Raw genomic sequence first — 15,821 nt, 5'->3', positions numbered from 1 at the left:
TAATGGAGAATACCAGTCATGCCGGATTTATTAAATATTGGTGGTTCAGGGGTTTTAGCCCACCAAAGATTATTAGTGACAACTGGTAATAACATCTCCAATGTTAATACTCCTGGATATTCAATGCAGCGTACTGAGTATCAGCCAGAAATTACTGGTGGTGTCGGGCGCGGCCATACCAACCGAATCATTAACCAGTTTGCACAGCAGTCTGTTTGGCGCACCACCTCTGATTATGATGAAAAACAATCGTATCTTGATCGCATCTCAGAAATAGATAAAGTCGTCAGTGATGATTCACTGTCGCTTAACCCCAATTTAGATAAAACCTTCGCTAATATTCACGCGATGAATGATACCCCGCTATCCACATCAACCCGCGCCTTAACTTTAAATGGCTTCACCGGTTTATTACGGCGTTTTCGTCTGCTTGACGATCAATTCGCCACACAACAGCGCCATTTTAACGGTGAATTAAAAGAAAAAATTGATACGGCGAATAAGCTTATTGGTAGCTTGCAAGAGATGAATGTGCAGATTATGAGCCATCATAATTCGCCAGAGCAAGGCTCAATGGCCACACTAAAAGATAAGCGCGATAAAGCGATTCTTGATCTATCAAAAATTATCAAAATCCACACGATTGAACAGCCCAATGGCGCAAAACTCGTCTTTATGAAAAATGGCCATGCGTTGGTGACAGAAAAAAACCATGCATCCTTAGATTTGCGCCCCGGTAATCCTGATCCAACCCAAGAAGAAGTGTTCCTTGATTGGAAAACGACTGAAGCAAAGATGAATCCTGGTCAGCTTGGTGGTGCGATTGATGGATTATTAGTTTATCGAGACAGCGTGATGAACCCAAGTCGTAATCGGTTGGGGCAGATAGCACTGTCATTGACGGATTCATTTAACCAACAAAACCGCCTCGGTATGGATTTAGAAGGGCATTTAGGTGGCGATATCTTTTCGTTGCCAAAATTTGAAGGGCTAGCGCTTAATAAAAATCAGGGCGATGGCAAAGTCAGTGCACAAGTGATTCCTGGTAAGAATAAGGAACTGACTCGTTATGATTATCTAATTAAATTTGATAGTGGTAGCAGTTTTACCGTTCAGCGTTTAGATGGTAGCAAAACCGTTGGTGAGCCCGTTAAAGGCTCAACATCTGGTGATTTTGAAATCGATGGACTACGTATGGACATCTCCTCTGGCGGCTATGCCAGTGGTGACAAATTTTTGCTGCGTCCTGCTCATGAAGCAGCTAAAAAGGTTCAGTTAGCCATGACTCAACCAGAAAAACTTGCAGTGGCAGCGCCGGTTCGAGTTGATGAAGATATCCATAACATTAGTGATGCCAAAATTACGTTATCTAGTGTCACTAATACTGGCGATGGCTCTGGTTTTGAGGCCCCTGGTAAACTCAACATCCATTCGCCTCAGCGTATTGAAGTGAACAAAGACAATGGCTATGACATCTACGATGAGGATGGCCATAAATTGGCTACGGTTCCTGCAACTGATGATGGGCGTAATATTCTAGCTCAGGCAAAGCTAAATCCAGGTTATGACGTTTCAATTAGCGGCCAAGCAAAACCTGGCGATGTCTTTACCATAAGCTATAACACTGAAGGTTACGCAGATAACTTTAACGGTTTGAAGCTGGCGGATCTGCAGCAAAAAGCATCGGTGCGTAAAGGGCTTGCTAATGAGCAAACGAGTGACCGAATGACCTTCAATGATGCCTACACTGCGATGGTGAGCTTTATCGGTGGCCATACTTCTGAAGCCCGCTTAGATACGGCTGCTGCTAAGTCACTTAAAACGCAGAGTGAAAATTGGGAAAAATCGATCTCTGGAGTCAACATGGATGAAGAAGCTTCCAACATGGTGCGTTTTCAGCAAGCCTATGCCGCATCAGCACAGGTTATTAGCGTGGCGCAAAAGACATTTGAATCCATTCTTAATGCTTTGAGGTAGTCATCATGCGTGTTGCAACAATGAGCCTTTACAATACTTCGATGAATGGGATCTTACAGTCTCAACAGCAGGTCGAAAAAGCCAACACTCAGCTAGTGACTAATAAACGGTTGTTACAAGCAGGTGATGGACCTGCGGATATGTCGAAGAAAATGGCGATTGATACTGATATTAATCAGAATGATCAATATCAGAATAATGGCGTGTCTCTAGAAAATACCTTAAGTTTTCAGGAGAACATCCTCAACAGCATGCATGATTCGGCCTTGCGAGCGCGAGTTCTCGGCGTTCAATCTGGTGATGGTCTTAACGGGATGAATGAGCGCCGTTCCATGGCCAAAGAGCTCGAACAGATTCGAGGGCAAATGGCCGATTTGGTCAACACCCGAGATGCCAACGGTGATTATGTTTTTGCTGGTTTTCAGTCACAAATTCAACCCTATGTATTTGATGGTCAGCGTTATCACTACGTAGGCGATAATGGCAATAGCCGATTAAAAGTTGGCGCGTCAGTTTATGTGCAAAACAATACCACCGGTAAAGATGCGTTTGAGAATGTGTCTTTGCGTCGACGTGTAAAAGGTGATTCTGATGGGATTTATGCTTATGTGAGTGAGCAGAAAACCTATGATACCTTTTATAAGAACAACTATTCTGATGTTACCCCGGATGCAAACACCTATACGGTCTCAACTTCATCCGGTAGTAATGGTGGTCCGAACAGTTACACGATTACCAACAGTGATGGCAAAGAGCTCGCTTCAGGAAATTATGAAGTAGGTAAACCGTTTTTATTTAAAGGGTTAAAAATCAAGCTTAGCTCTGATCCGGGAACGACTGAATCTTTCACCTTACAAAAGCCTGAAAAGGATAATATTTTAAATATTCTTGGGCGCTTTATCGATGTTTTAAGAGACCCTAATATTGAAGGGCAAGACTATGATCAGGCCCAAGAAGACTTTTTGGTTGGAATTGATCACTCGACTGAAAAATTAAACTTAACCATGGGCTCTATTGGCGCACGAGAAAACGGCCTGGACTCATTAGGAAATGCTCAATCAGCGATTAATATCATCAATAAAAAATCGCGAGCATCTTTAGGTGAGGTCGATTTTTCTAAAGCGGTTACCTCATTATCTAAAGCAGAACTTGCACTTAATACCTCGTATGCGGCCTATAGTAAGATTAGTAAAATGACGCTGTTTAATTATATTTAGTCGCGCTATTTAAGTTAAATAAAGGACCTATATGGTCCTTTATTTGTTTTAGATGTTTATTTATCTAAATTTGAAGTTATATCTTATTTATATCTCTACTATTTTTTAATTAATTAAAAAATTTTCTAAATAATCCACAAAGTTCCTTAATGTTTTCGTTTGTAGGCCGATAGCATATATGTCCCCGGGATAGAAGGGGGTTGCTGGATTGCTCGGCTTCTTAAACAGACAAAAAAGTCCTAAAGGAATCGACATCTCAGCCGTTAAATAAGGTAAGTCGGCAGGATATAAGTCGACAACATAAAAAAGCCGATAAAAGCGGATCAGATTGTAGATAGGAGATATAACTATGGCACTTTATGTCAATACTAACGTATCGTCGTTAAACGCACAGCGTCAGTTAAGTCAATCAAGTCAAGCATTAAATACATCATTTCAGCGATTGTCTTCTGGCTCACGTATTAACTCTGCAGCAGATGATGCAGCAGGGTTACAGATTTCAAACCGAATGACTTCGCAAATCCAAGGTTTGGATCGTGCATCATTGAACGCCCAAGATGGGATTTCAATCTCTCAGACTGCTGAGGGGGCGATGGACGAATTAACTAGTTCACTGCAGCGTATTCGTACTTTGGCGATTCAATCGCAAGATGGTGTGAATAACTCAGATGACCGTAACGCATTGCAGTCGGAAGTTTCTCAGCTTAAAACAGAAATGAGCCGAGTGGCACAGACGACCCAGTTCGGTGGCGTGAATATTCTTAACGGAACATTTTCTGCTAAGTTCTTGGTTGGGGCTAATGCTGGCGAACAACAAAACATCAGTGTGAATATTCAAAACACGGGTGGTTGGGGCACGAGCGGCCTGAGTCTTGGTGGCTTGAGTGTTCAGAGTGTCGCGCAAGCGTCAGCGGCGGTAGCAACCGTTGATGGTGCGATTAAAAAAGTGGATTCACAGCGAGCTAAGCTTGGTGCGGTTCAGAACCGGTTCCAGTCAACGATTCGAAACTTAACGAACATTTCGAATAACGTAACAGAAGCGCGTTCTCGAATTAAAGACACTGACTATGCCAAAGAAACTGCAAGTCTGACTAAAAACCAGATTATTCAGAAAACCGCTACGACCATTTTGGCTCAGGCCAACCAACGTCCACAGGCTGCTTTGTCTCTGCTGGGCTAATAAAAAAGGACGGTGGGGTTCAGTCCACCGTCCTAGGAGGTTCGCGCATATAAATAACACTCTTAGGAGGCTCAATTCCTAGAATTATATTTAGCGCTTATAGTTTCGCTCCAATCTCCTATCACATGAGCGATTTAGCCAGGTTGTCCAAACCTGGCTTTTTTTGCAGCGGTTCAGACTGCATCAATTCAAAAGCATCAATTATGCCAAGTTTTTGTTTTTATTTTGACACTCCCTCAGAACAGTGATGAGCCCCCGTGTTTTTAATCCGTTTTTCTGCCTCTTTTGCTACGCTTGTTTTTTGACGGCAAATTAATTCCTCTTTTTGCTAAAAAAGATCTAAAGTTTGCCGTGGCATTGCCGTTACTGATAAGCGAAGAGAAAAGTTTCTTCAGTAATAGGGAAGGTTGTCTGACATGAAGAGGTTCACTTCTGTCAGGGTTCAGCAACCTTTCCTGATTTTAGGCCGCTCTATCCGGTTCAGATAGAGAGGTTAATCTTAGGAGGCTCAAACTATGGCATTAGTAGTCAATACTAACGTGTCATCCTTAGACGCACAGCGTTACCTGTCTCGTTCTAGTTCTCAACTGGATACGGCATATCAACGCTTAAGCTCAGGGAAGCGAATCAACTCGGCTAAAGATGATGCAGCAGGTCTGCAGATTTCAAACCGAATGACATCTCAAATCCAGGGTCTGAATCGTTCAGTTATGAACGGCCAAGATGGTATCTCTGTTGCGCAAACAGCAGAAGGTGCAATGGACGAGTTAACCACCATGATGCAGCGTATGCGTACTCTTGCCGTACAATCTCAAGATGGTGTGAACAACTCTGATGACCGTAATGCATTACAGGCAGAAGTTTCTTCACTGAAAACTGAAATGAGTCGTGTATCTCAGACGACCCAGTTCGGTGGTGTAAACCTGCTTGACGGGAGTTATTCAGCGAAATTCCTGGTTGGTGCAAACGCCGGTGCAAACCAAAATATTAGTGTGAATATTAGTCGCTCTAATGGTTGGGGTGCTACAGGTCTTGGTCTGTCTAATCTGTCAGTTCAGTCTGTCGGTCAGTCTAGCGCCGCCATCGGTAGCCTAGATACAGCGATTAAGGCTGTGGATAGCCAACGAGCTAAATTGGGTGCGATTCAGAACCGATTTGACTCAACTATCCGTAACTTGACTAACGTGTCTGAAAACGTAACGTCTGCTCGTTCTCGAATTCGTGATACTGACTTTGCAAAAGAAACCGCAAAATTGACTGAGTCAAAAATTTTGCAGCAAACCAGTACTTCGATTTTGGCACAGGCAAATCAGCGTCCACAAGCTGCGTTAGCTCTGATCTAATCTGCTGATTAGATAAAGGCAGTTTTTGACGGGAGGCTGAAATATGTCAAATGATATTAGTTCAGTCGTGACAGGTGATCGGTCATCGGTGGCTTATCAACACTCTTCAGAGCCTGCGCAGGTGGCGCGTCAGATTAAATCGGCGCGGAATTTGCAAGGCTCTTCAAGCCCGAACCCTGCGACCATGTCATCAGAGGATATTGTTAATGCAGTTGATGCGGTTAATCAGATCCTCAAGATGCAATCAACGGCAGTACGGTTTAAGGTGGATAAACAAGGCGGGGAATTGGTAACGTCAATTTACAATACCGATACCCATGAATTGATCCGGGAGATCCCTTCACAGGAACTTCGGGAAATATCCACTAGACTAAAAGAGTATCAAAATGCTACTGAGCAGGCTGGTTTACTTGTCGATAAAATAGTGTAAGAGGGCGGCGGACAATTATGGCAGGAGTAGGTGCAGGACTGACAGCTGCAGGTGTAGGTAGCGGACTCGATTTAGAGTCGCTCATGAATGCTTCTATAAATGCTGAACGCCAACCTCAAGAACAGCGTATTAAAAAACGCCAGGACACTCTGAACGTTACGCTTTCCGCGGTGGGAAGCGTAAAGTCAGCGTTGAGTAATTTTCGCAAAGCAGTTGATAAAGCGACGAAACCTCAACAATTTTTGCCCCGTCAGGCATTAGTTGACGGTCAAAAAGTGTCTGAAGCTACCGCAAATTCGGTCAATTCAACATCATCAGATAAAGATAAAAAATCTTCTGAGGCTGCCAGCTCATCGGATGACTTGGCGCAGCCTTATCAGGTTTCACTTTCAAGAAGGGCCGTAAACGGGACTTATCAGGTCGATGTCTTGCAGCTTGCGCAAGGTTCTCGATTAACTTCTACTAATGTTTATAAGTCCGGCACAGAAGCAATCTATAAATCTAACACTGCTGATAGAACATCAGCAGCATCTGCGCAGCTGACGTTTAAGGTGGGTCAGGGGAGCAAAGAAAAATCATTTAATGTTGATGTGAAATCGGGAATGACCATTGAGCAGCTTCGTAAAGCCATTAACGAAAATGCTAAAAACTTCGGTGTGACCGCAAACTTAATTAACTCAGAAAATGGCACCCATTTTGTGCTCGATAGCTCAGTGTCTGGGTTAGATAACGATAATAATCCGGATAATGGCAATCCAAATGATTTAGTGGTTACAACTTCAAATTCTCAGCTGGCAGATTTTGTTTCTAATTTTCAGACCACTAAAACTGCATCAGGCGCCAAGGTGCGGATCAATGGGTTAGAAGCGACCAGTGATACCAATCAGTTTAAAAATGTCATTTCAGGTGTGAATCTCACAGTCCATGAAAAAACCAGTAAATCGAGCCAGTTGACCATTGAGCCAGATGTTGAGGCCGCAGTTAAGAATGTTCATGATTTTGTCGATACTTATAACAAGGTACTGACTCAGATTGATAAATACAGCAAACCTCAGCAAGTTCATAAAGGTGCTGATAATACCCATCACAAACCACTTAGTGGTGATGCTATGTTGCGTACGATGCGTTATGCAATGGGTAAGATTGTCAGCAGCGGCGTAAGGGATCCAGAACAACCTGGGCGTGTTCAGACTCTCTATGGTATGGGAGTTAAAATGGACCGTGAAGGGAAGTTATCAGTCGACGATACCAAATTAAAAGAGCAATTAAATGGTGACTTAAATCAAGTTGGCCGATTTTTTGCATCGGATAATGGTATCGGGACGCGTTTTGCCAGATTTGTCAAAAGTTATGAAGAAACTGGTGGGATCCTTGATCATCGGCAGCAGTCTGTTCAATCCCGGTTAAAAGGCGTCCGCGAAGATCAAACGGCGTTGAATGATCGTATGACGCAATATGAAAAAACGTTACGCGATAAATATTCTGCATTTGATAAGTCAATGGCCGGACTCAAAGAACAGATGAATTATGTTCAGAGTCACCTTTAATATAAAAAGTTGAGAGATGTCGTTATGTATAAAAAAGGGATACATCAATATCGTCAGGTGGGTATTCGTGATCAGATCGCGACAGCTGATCCTCATAAAATAACTCAACTTCTAATGCAATCTGCATTGGAGAACTTAGCAGTAGCCAAGGGATGTATTGAACGTAAGGATTTGGCGAATAAAGCAAAACCTATTGCTAAGGCAACGGCGATTATATCATCGTTACGTAGTACGCTTGATCATAAAGCAGGCGGAGAAATCTCTCGCAATTTAGACGACCTGTATACCTTTATGTTGGAGCAATTATCTGAAGCTTCAGTGAGTAACGATCCACAACAAATCGCTGATGTTATCGAAATTTTATTGCCAATCAAATCAGCGTGGGATCGAATTCCCGAGTCGGCAAAACAAGAAGCTTATAGTCAGCGTAATGCTGTTTAGTGCTCATGGATGATGAATTATTAGCTCAGCTAGAAACACGTTCTGATACGTTACTAGCTCAGTTAGTTGATATACTTAAATTGCCCGATAGTGATATTGGGCAAGTTCATTTTTTACTCAGTGAACATCAAAATATACTCGAGCAGCTGACTGCTCAATGTGGGTCCAATTCGCCCATTCTTAAGCGTCGTCTCGCTTGCATGCAACAGCTAAGCGCGCAAATCTCTGATAGTAAAGATGAAATTAAGCAGCAATTGTCTGCGCTCAGTCAGGCGAAACGCCTTGCTAAAACCTATAATCCGCAACGTTAAAACGATACGACCACTATGCTCAATGTGATTGATTGTCAGCTTTGTTTAGACGAACAGACTCAGCAAGCAAACGAAGCACAGCTGGCGCCAGAGTTACTGAGTCGCCAAAAACGAAATCTTGAAGCTTGGATGTTGTTTGATAAAACACTTGCCGAGCAGTTCAACACTCATCAGCTTGTTACCTTTTCCCCATTTATTAACCGCCAAAAACAGATAAGTGTTTTAGATATTCATCTTGGGCGTTCATTGTATCCACTTGAACCGATGGTTGAGAGTGCCACTCAGGTGGCAGATTTTTGCCGCGCGGCACTGATGGTTAATAAAAATGAGGATTATCCTTCCGTCTCGTTAAGTCAAGAAAATGGCGCAGGCGTTTTAGATATTTTCCCGGGTATAGAGCTGCGTTATCAAGCGCTGATACAAAGTGCCACAGAACAACTCGTTATTCTTGGTTGTGGCCTTGGTTATCATCTTTTGGAGTTGGCTAAGAGTGCTCCTTGGCAGTCCATTTTGATAGTTGAGCCAGTGTTTGACCTGCTCAAAGTGTCATTGCTCAGCGCGCCATGGGATGAATTTTTTGACTACTGCCACGTCAACAATATTTCTATCACCATTCAAACGGGCCTAGATGGCAATGATAACTTACTTCCCATTGAGAGCTACTTAGAGCGCTCTCCAGGGCAAAGTTTTCATCTGTTCCGCCATTATCAATATCCGCTGTTTGCCAAAATGGAACTAGAGCTGGCGCTTGGCAATGTTCGATGGGATAACTTGACGGCTCTAGCTAGTTTGCAATTTGAGCAAGAACGCGTTTGTGAATTTGGTTTTTCAATCAACCATTACTTTGCTCATAGCGATGCGCTTGATAACACTCTGTTAGCAAAAAATTTAAGCGTATTTGAGCAGTATTTGCCGGATATTAGCCACTCATTTAACAACTACCAGAGTAAACGCTGGCGATTATTCCAAAATCAGTATCAACAGTGGAACTTGTTGGATGTTGAGCTGGGGGTGACGCTTTATCTTAATGATGCGAAAAGCGAAAGCTTGGCATATCTAGAACACTATGCGCGCCGACCAAAGCTTGATGTATTGGATGCGCGTAAAGGTACTCGTAAAAAAAGTCCGTATCTTCACTACAAATATTCCGATAAGCTCAAAGATCTCGTGCAATCATTGCCTGTGGAGCAATTTCACAAGCTGCCGCAGAAACTGCCGTCATTTATTATGTATGGCCTAGGTGTCGGGATTGCTTTTGAAAAATTAGCGCTTGAGCATGAAGTGGATAATCTGATTGTCTATGAACCCAATAGTGACTATTTTTATGCCAGTTTATTGCTGATTGATTGGCAGCCGATTCTTGCGCGTTTAGATAACTTGGGGGCTAATTTATACCTTAACGTCGGTGATAATGGCGAAAACATGGTTGAAGATATTCTCAACCGGCTCAATTACAGCGGTATTCATATTCTTTCGTATACCTTTTTCTACGTTAGTTATTTTCAGAGCCAGTTTGACCAGCATATTCGTCATACGCGTGAGCACTTCAAGGTGTTGCTCAATATCAGTGAATATTATGATCATGCCTTTTATAACTGGACGCATACGCGCCAATCTTTACTGAACAATGAGCCCTATCTGTTGAAGCAGCGTTCTAAAGCGCTCAATCAGCAGTTGGAAGAGTTGCCGGTGTTTATTGTAGGTAATGGGCCGTCATTGGACCGCTGCATTGATACACTTAGAGAATATCAAGACCGAGCCATTATTATCTCGTGTGGTACGAGTCTGAAGGCTCTGTATAAATATGGTATTCGCCCCGATTTTCACGCTGAGGTGGAACAAACTCGCTCAACTTATCACTGGATCCGCCAAGTTCCAGACAGCCAGTGGTTGGCTCAGATTGATTTGCTCACCGTTAACGGTGTTCACCCTGATGTCTCATCTTTGTTTCGCCAGACGTTCTTGTGTTTTAAAAGGGGAGAAGCGGCCACTTTAGCGCATCTGCTTGCCAACCCTGACGCGGATAATTATCAGGATATTTTATATTCCTATCCCACCGTTTCTAATTGTGCGATAGCTTATGTTCTAGCTCTTGGATTTAAACAGTTATATCTATTTGGGGTAGACTTAGGTTTTAAAGACCCACGTTACCATCACAGTCAGCAATCTGCGTATTTTAAAGAGCAAGATGGCTCAGAAATTTATGACTATGCGCAGCACGGTGTTGGGCTTCGAGTGCCAGGTAACTTTGATGAGTTTGTCTTTACTAAATATGAATTTCGCTACTCGGCTGAGATTATCGAAAAGACGCTGGCGCTTTATGCCAATGTGGATTGCTATAACACCAGTGATGGTGCCTATATCAACGGCACTATTGCTTTGCATCCAGAACAATTGCTGATTTTAAATCCACCTATTGATAAACCGGCTTTTCGCCAGCAGTTACTTAATGATGCCTATGATACGCAAACAACCGCCATGGCTACATCACTCGATGATTGGTTTAATGATAACGGGTTTGCATCGTATATTGAGCAAATGCAACAGATATTAGATAACGAATGTCACAGTTGGCAGGATGTTTTAGACCAGCAGATGCAACAGATGGCCGTACTTGGGCAAGCGGCTGGAAATAGTCATTCACTATTTTTTGTACTGATGCGTGGGTCGGTTAATTTTTGCCTAACGTATCTGACTCGTCTGGCTTTTTCGTGTGAAGATGAAATGCGTTGTGTCGAACGTTATGAACAAGGTAAAGCTATCTGGCGAGATTATCTGAGCGCTATCAATGAACATTATCAAAATTGTTTAGGTGAGTTTGATAATACCCCGGGACTAGATTTTTAAGCTCAGCATCGCTACAAAAAAGCCATGAAAGTATTCATGGCTTGTTCGTTTGCTATCGGAGTTTTTATAACTCATCGCAAGAGTATTGCTTGGCAACTTTGTCAAAATAATGTACGAGTGAATATTGCTCTTGCCCCATCAGATAGAGATAAACAATCCCAGGAAATGCGTAGCTGTATGGCTCATTGATGATAAATGTTTGTGGAGGCTCATCACCTTGTTTTTCCTGATGAAACCAATGGCCACCATAATTTTTTATAAAAATCTCACCGATGTATGCACCAAAAATATAGGACAGCGTAAATAGGTGTTTTTCGCTGAGTGATTCATGACGCAATTGTTCGAGTAGTTGCTGGACTATCTCAATACTTTTAATGCTGCCATCAAGGTCAATTTGCTGCTCTTTTGCAAAAGCAACGGCATCAAGGGCTGAGGCTTGCATTAATTCTTTAATATTTACTGAGTCCATGGCTTCCTCAATTTGACAGTTGCAGATATGGGTGAAGAGTGTGCTCGATTAACTTAATAATACGATTTTGCTCATCAATACTCAAAGTTGGGTACACAGGAAGTGACAGGGCATGTTGATAATGGGCCTCTGCGCCAGGATATTGATGAAACTCAGTCGAGTTTAGCTGACGATAATAGGGCTGTCGGTAAATAGGAATATAATGCAGTTGGCAAAATATCTGTTCGTCACCAAGCGCTTGATAAATTTTTTGACGGATTTTGGAATCTGCACATTGAATCAATGCAAGATGGTAAGCTGAGTGGCTGTGAGCTGTGATCTGTTGCATGCTCACCAGTGAATTACCAACAAATGCCTGTTCATAGCGCTCGATAATGGCACGGCGTTTTTGCAAAAAATCGTCAATTCGGCGTAGTTGCGCAATCCCCAAAGCAGCCTGTAGATCGCTTAAGCGGTAATTGTATCCCAGTGTTTGTTGCTCGTAATACCACGGGGCAGAATTTGGATACGACCAGTCATCCGCATCTTTGCTAATGCCGTGGCTTGCGAACTGGCGCAGCCGTTTAGCAAGGCTTTGACTTTTACAAGTGATCATACCACCCTCAGCGGTGGTAATGGTTTTTACTGGGTGAAAACTAAAAACGCAGCAATCGCTGTAGCGACAGCTTCCAACTGGGTCATTGTGATAAGTGCTCCCTAAAGCATGACAAGCATCTTCAATGATGGCAATACGATGAGCCTGACAGAGCTTGGCAATCGATGCCATGTCACAACTGTTGCCGCCCAAATGGACAACTATCAATGCCTTTGGAAAATGCTCAGCTTTGGCAAGCATTTTTTCAAGTGCCTCGATACTTAGGTTTCCGCTCGTTGGGTCAATATCAACAAAGCGCACGTTGGCACCGCAATAACGAGCGCAGTTAGCACTGGCGACAAAACTCACCGCAGACACCCAGACCTCATCGCCTTGGGTGATGCCAAGAGCCATGCATGCTAGATGTAATCCCGCGGTCCCATTGCAACAGGCAATTGCATGTGGCGCATTCACATAACTTGCTAAGTCTTGCTCAAACCGGCCGACATAAGGCCCTTGCGTGAGTAAATTACTATGCAGAACTTCACATACAGCATCGATATCCTGCTGATCGATGGTTTGTTTTCCATAATAAATTGCTTTTGCCATGTTAGTAATCGCGAATTTGGTTAACAGATAAAAAGTCAGGGTTATCTAATGAATTATAGGAAAATCCAATTTCTACCTGTTTGCCACTTTGCTGGCAGGCATTAACCTGAAAATTATTTTGCCGACTATTGAACGATATTGATGGCGCAATTAGAAAATGATCATCAAATTCATAGGTATGATACGAGTCATCCGCTGGAACCATGACCTCGTGCAATTTTTCTCCGGGGCGAATTCCAATGACATGTGTGGTGAGCTCAGGGGCCAGTGCTTTGGCTAAATCGACAATTCGTACCGATGGAATTTTGGGGACAAAAATTTCACCGCCATGCATGCGCTGAAAGTTGTCGATAACAAATTGCACGCCTTGCTCAAGGGTTATCCAAAAGCGGGTCATATCTTCATGCGTGATAGGCAGTGAAGTTTCCCCGTTGGCGATGAGCTTTTTGAAAAATGGCACAACTGAGCCACGTGAGCCAACAACGTTGCCATAACGCACGACACTAAAACTAGTTTGGATAGCCCCGACCATGTTATTGGCCGCAACAAACAGCTTATCGCTAGCCAGTTTTGTTGCACCATAGAGATTAATTGGATTAGCTGCTTTATCGGTCGATAGTGCGATTACTTTTTTTACCTGATTGGCAAGCGCTGCGTGGATGACATTTTCAGCACCATTAATATTGGTCTTAATACATTCCATTGGATTGTATTCAGCTGCTGGAACTTGTTTAAGGGCGGCTGCATGTACCACGTAATCAATACCACGCATTGCAGTTGTGATACGTTCTCGGTCACGGACATCGCCAATAAAGTAACGCATACAGCTTTGCGGAAAAATCTGCTGCATCTCAAACTGCTTAAGCTCATCACGTGAGTAAATTACAACTCGCTTTGGGTGATAATCACTGAGCAATTTTTTTACAAATTTTTGGCCAAATGAACCGGTTCCGCCGGTAATTAATATCTGCTTGTCATTAAACATGCTAGCTGTCCTAAACTCTATATAGTGGCTCGATTTAACCTAAGCGCTATCTTAGCATTATTTGTTGGTTATGCATGACATAGCGCAATGGTTCGGGCCGAATGCTACTTTTGCAAGCAGGTTTTGTGCCTATTTGCTAATAGCTCGATGGCAAATATCTGACATGCTATTTATAGCCTAAATTTGTATGAAATATTTAACTTTATGAATCAAATCTGTTTTTTGGAATGTTTTTGAGATCAATATAGGTGTCAGTATTTTGTCGGTGTATGTAGCAAATACTTGCTATATTTTGACGCGTGATTAAAATTTGTTGGTCTGACAAGGACTAACGATAATGAATTAGTTAATACTAGAGGCAATGAATGGATTTAGGTACGACGATTTTAGTCTGTGATTCTAACCAGCATCGCTGTGATGCTCTGCTCACAGTACTACAGTTTATTGGTGAACAAAGTCGCTGTTGCCAACAAGATGAACTATCAGCCGTGATTGCTCAGTCTGCTAATCCTATTCTGATTGCTGATGGTAAGCTTTCCCAGCTAAGCTCCTTGGCAAATGAAAATCCGCTTGTGCCATTGATGATTATTGGCGCTGAGGTGGATGAGAGTTTTCATCAACGTAGCAATTATTTGGGTGTTATCAGTGAACCCTTTGGTTATGACCAACTGACTCGTTTGCTGCATCGGGCGCAAACATTTTTAGCCCAGCTTCCGCATCCAAGTAAATCGGCCGTGAAATTATCTCGCGACTTGGTTGGTAAAGGGATAGCGATGCAGGAGATCCGCCATCTCATTGATCAAGTTGCCCATACCAATGCCAATGTTTTAATTCTTGGGGAATCGGGAACGGGTAAAGAAGTCGTGGCTAGAGCTGTACACGAGCAATCATCACGCGCTGATGGGCCATTTGTGCCGATTAACTGTGGTGCTATTCCGGCTGAACTATTAGAGAGTGAATTGTTTGGCCATGAGAAAGGCGCTTTTACTGGCGCTTTTTCCTCGCGAAAAGGGCGCTTTGAATTATCGGAAGGTGGAACATTATTCTTAGATGAAATTGGCGACATGCCGATGCCAATGCAAGTCAAACTCCTGCGAGTTTTGCAAGAGCGGGTTTTTGAGCGGGTTGGTAGCAGTAAAATTATCAAAGCCGATGTTCGCATTATTGCCGCGACTCACCGCAATCTTGAATCGATGATAACCGATGGCAATTTCCGAGAAGATCTATTTTATCGGCTCAATGTATTTCCTATCGAAGTTCCTTCTTTACGTGAGCGCAGTGATGATATTCCGATTTTATTGCAGGAGCTGGTGGCGCGACATGCGCAGCAGCATGAAGCAATGATCCGCTTTACTCAGCGAAGTGTTGAATCATTGATGTTACATGGTTGGCCAGGCAATATTCGAGAACTATCTAACTTAGTCGAGCGCTTAGTGATTTTGCACCCAAATCAGATTGTCGATGTGGGTGACTTGCCGCCGAAATATCGCCATATTGATGGCGATGATTTTGAACCTAATGTGGCAGATTTACTCACCGAGCGTGATGCGTTGATGGCAATGTTTAGCGATGATGCTGAATCGGGTGAGGCTTCGGCATTTGCGAGCTCTTTTGCTGGTGATGAAAACGAGCCAACTATCGATGCGAGTAGCCTTGCTTGTCGATTGCCTGACGAGGGGTTAAATCTTAAGGATGTTCTCAGTGAAATCGAGGTTGATTTAATTCGCCAAGCCCTAGATCAACAAGATGGTGTTGTGGCTCGAGCCGCTGAACAGTTAAAAATGCGTCGCACGACATTGGTCGAAAAAATGAAAAAATACCAATTAAATAAAGATTAAATGTTAAATTTTTCAATCAGTTAAATATTTAATCTTTTCTTTCCTTAATTTGG

Annotated in this window: 13 protein-coding genes; 10 read left to right on the top strand and 3 right to left on the bottom strand. The window is 42.9% G+C overall.

What is annotated here, in order from left to right; all coding sequences use genetic code 11:
• The first annotated feature begins 18 nt into the window (after positions 1-18).
• The 9 genes from ABTQ23_RS14075 to ABTQ23_RS14035 all read left to right on the top strand — a co-directional run bounded on the left by ABTQ23_RS14075 (position 19) and on the right by ABTQ23_RS14035 (position 11,293).
• Complete coding sequence (locus ABTQ23_RS14075) at positions 19-1,977, top strand: FlgK family flagellar hook-associated protein (RefSeq protein ID WP_408616371.1); 1,959 nt, start codon at positions 19-21, stop codon at positions 1,975-1,977.
• Positions 1,978-1,982: 5 nt separating this feature from the next.
• Positions 1,983-3,194 (top strand): flagellar hook-associated protein FlgL, encoded by a 1,212-nt coding sequence (gene flgL, locus ABTQ23_RS14070; RefSeq protein ID WP_408616370.1) that lies wholly within the window; start codon positions 1,983-1,985, stop codon positions 3,192-3,194.
• Between the two features lie 349 nt (positions 3,195-3,543).
• On the top strand, positions 3,544-4,374 hold the full coding sequence (locus ABTQ23_RS14065) for a flagellin N-terminal helical domain-containing protein (RefSeq protein WP_408616369.1): 831 nt from the start codon (positions 3,544-3,546) through the stop codon (positions 4,372-4,374).
• Between the two features lie 515 nt (positions 4,375-4,889).
• Complete coding sequence (locus tag ABTQ23_RS14060; protein ID WP_408616368.1) at positions 4,890-5,717, top strand: flagellin N-terminal helical domain-containing protein; 828 nt, start codon at positions 4,890-4,892, stop codon at positions 5,715-5,717.
• 43 nt (positions 5,718-5,760) lie between these two features.
• Positions 5,761-6,147, top strand: coding sequence for a flagellar protein FlaG (locus ABTQ23_RS14055; protein ID WP_408616367.1), 387 nt, complete (start codon positions 5,761-5,763; stop codon positions 6,145-6,147).
• Between the two features lie 17 nt (positions 6,148-6,164).
• Positions 6,165-7,694, top strand: coding sequence for a flagellar filament capping protein FliD (gene fliD, locus ABTQ23_RS14050; RefSeq protein WP_408616366.1), 1,530 nt, complete (start codon positions 6,165-6,167; stop codon positions 7,692-7,694).
• A gap of 24 nt (positions 7,695-7,718) precedes the next feature.
• Positions 7,719-8,135 carry a flagellar export chaperone FliS gene (gene fliS, locus ABTQ23_RS14045; RefSeq protein ID WP_408616365.1) on the top strand — a complete coding sequence of 139 codons (417 nt, stop codon included), beginning with the start codon at positions 7,719-7,721 and terminating at the stop codon, positions 8,133-8,135.
• A 5-nt stretch (positions 8,136-8,140) separates the two neighbouring features.
• On the top strand, positions 8,141-8,446 hold the full coding sequence (locus ABTQ23_RS14040) for a hypothetical protein (protein WP_408616364.1): 306 nt from the start codon (positions 8,141-8,143) through the stop codon (positions 8,444-8,446).
• Between the two features lie 15 nt (positions 8,447-8,461).
• Positions 8,462-11,293, top strand: a complete 2,832-nt coding sequence (locus tag ABTQ23_RS14035; protein ID WP_408616363.1) for a motility associated factor glycosyltransferase family protein — start codon at positions 8,462-8,464, stop codon at positions 11,291-11,293.
• 64 nt (positions 11,294-11,357) lie between these two features.
• Here ABTQ23_RS14035 and ABTQ23_RS14030 read toward each other — a convergent pair whose 3' ends face one another.
• Genes ABTQ23_RS14030 through pseB form a run of 3 tightly spaced genes read right to left on the bottom strand, consistent with a single transcriptional unit; the run spans position 11,358 to position 13,930 of the window.
• Entirely contained in the window at positions 11,358-11,762 is a 405-nt protein-coding gene (locus ABTQ23_RS14030) for a hypothetical protein (RefSeq protein ID WP_408616362.1), read from the bottom strand.
• Between the two features lie 7 nt (positions 11,763-11,769).
• A complete protein-coding gene (gene pseC / locus ABTQ23_RS14025) occupies positions 11,770-12,945 on the bottom strand; it encodes a UDP-4-amino-4,6-dideoxy-N-acetyl-beta-L-altrosamine transaminase (RefSeq protein WP_408616361.1) in 1,176 nt (391 codons plus the stop codon).
• A 1-nt stretch (position 12,946) separates the two neighbouring features.
• Positions 12,947-13,930, bottom strand: a complete 984-nt coding sequence (pseB, locus tag ABTQ23_RS14020; RefSeq protein WP_408616360.1) for a UDP-N-acetylglucosamine 4,6-dehydratase (inverting) — start codon at positions 13,928-13,930, stop codon at positions 12,947-12,949.
• 365 nt (positions 13,931-14,295) lie between these two features.
• Between pseB and ABTQ23_RS14015 the strand changes: the two genes are divergently transcribed.
• Positions 14,296-15,768 carry a sigma-54 dependent transcriptional regulator gene (locus ABTQ23_RS14015; RefSeq protein WP_408616359.1) on the top strand — a complete coding sequence of 491 codons (1,473 nt, stop codon included), beginning with the start codon at positions 14,296-14,298 and terminating at the stop codon, positions 15,766-15,768.
• The last annotated feature ends 53 nt before the right edge of the window (positions 15,769-15,821 follow it).

The sequence above is a fragment of the Celerinatantimonas sediminis genome (genome assembly GCF_046054195.1).
GTDB lineage: Bacteria > Pseudomonadota > Gammaproteobacteria > Enterobacterales > Celerinatantimonadaceae > Celerinatantimonas.
The sequence above is the reverse complement of the archived record's forward strand: the minus strand, read 5'-3'. Positions and strand labels throughout refer to the sequence as shown.

Excerpts from the sequence above, each read along its gene's own strand:
- pseC (WP_408616361.1), bottom strand. The coding sequence starts at position 12,945 with ATGGCAAAAGCAATTTATTATGGAAAACAAACCATCGATCAGCAGGAT.
- ABTQ23_RS14075 (WP_408616371.1), top strand. The coding sequence starts at position 19 with ATGCCGGATTTATTAAATATTGGTGGTTCAGGGGTTTTAGCCCACCAA.
- ABTQ23_RS14030 (WP_408616362.1), bottom strand. The coding sequence starts at position 11,762 with ATGGACTCAGTAAATATTAAAGAATTAATGCAAGCCTCAGCCCTTGAT.
- fliD (WP_408616366.1), top strand. The coding sequence starts at position 6,165 with ATGGCAGGAGTAGGTGCAGGACTGACAGCTGCAGGTGTAGGTAGCGGA.
- ABTQ23_RS14055 (WP_408616367.1), top strand. The coding sequence starts at position 5,761 with ATGTCAAATGATATTAGTTCAGTCGTGACAGGTGATCGGTCATCGGTG.
- pseB (WP_408616360.1), bottom strand. The coding sequence starts at position 13,930 with ATGTTTAATGACAAGCAGATATTAATTACCGGCGGAACCGGTTCATTT.
- ABTQ23_RS14060 (WP_408616368.1), top strand. The coding sequence starts at position 4,890 with ATGGCATTAGTAGTCAATACTAACGTGTCATCCTTAGACGCACAGCGT.
- ABTQ23_RS14035 (WP_408616363.1), top strand. The coding sequence starts at position 8,462 with ATGCTCAATGTGATTGATTGTCAGCTTTGTTTAGACGAACAGACTCAG.
- ABTQ23_RS14015 (WP_408616359.1), top strand. The coding sequence starts at position 14,296 with ATGGATTTAGGTACGACGATTTTAGTCTGTGATTCTAACCAGCATCGC.
- fliS (WP_408616365.1), top strand. The coding sequence starts at position 7,719 with ATGTATAAAAAAGGGATACATCAATATCGTCAGGTGGGTATTCGTGAT.
- ABTQ23_RS14065 (WP_408616369.1), top strand. The coding sequence starts at position 3,544 with ATGGCACTTTATGTCAATACTAACGTATCGTCGTTAAACGCACAGCGT.
- ABTQ23_RS14040 (WP_408616364.1), top strand. The coding sequence starts at position 8,141 with ATGGATGATGAATTATTAGCTCAGCTAGAAACACGTTCTGATACGTTA.
- flgL (WP_408616370.1), top strand. The coding sequence starts at position 1,983 with ATGCGTGTTGCAACAATGAGCCTTTACAATACTTCGATGAATGGGATC.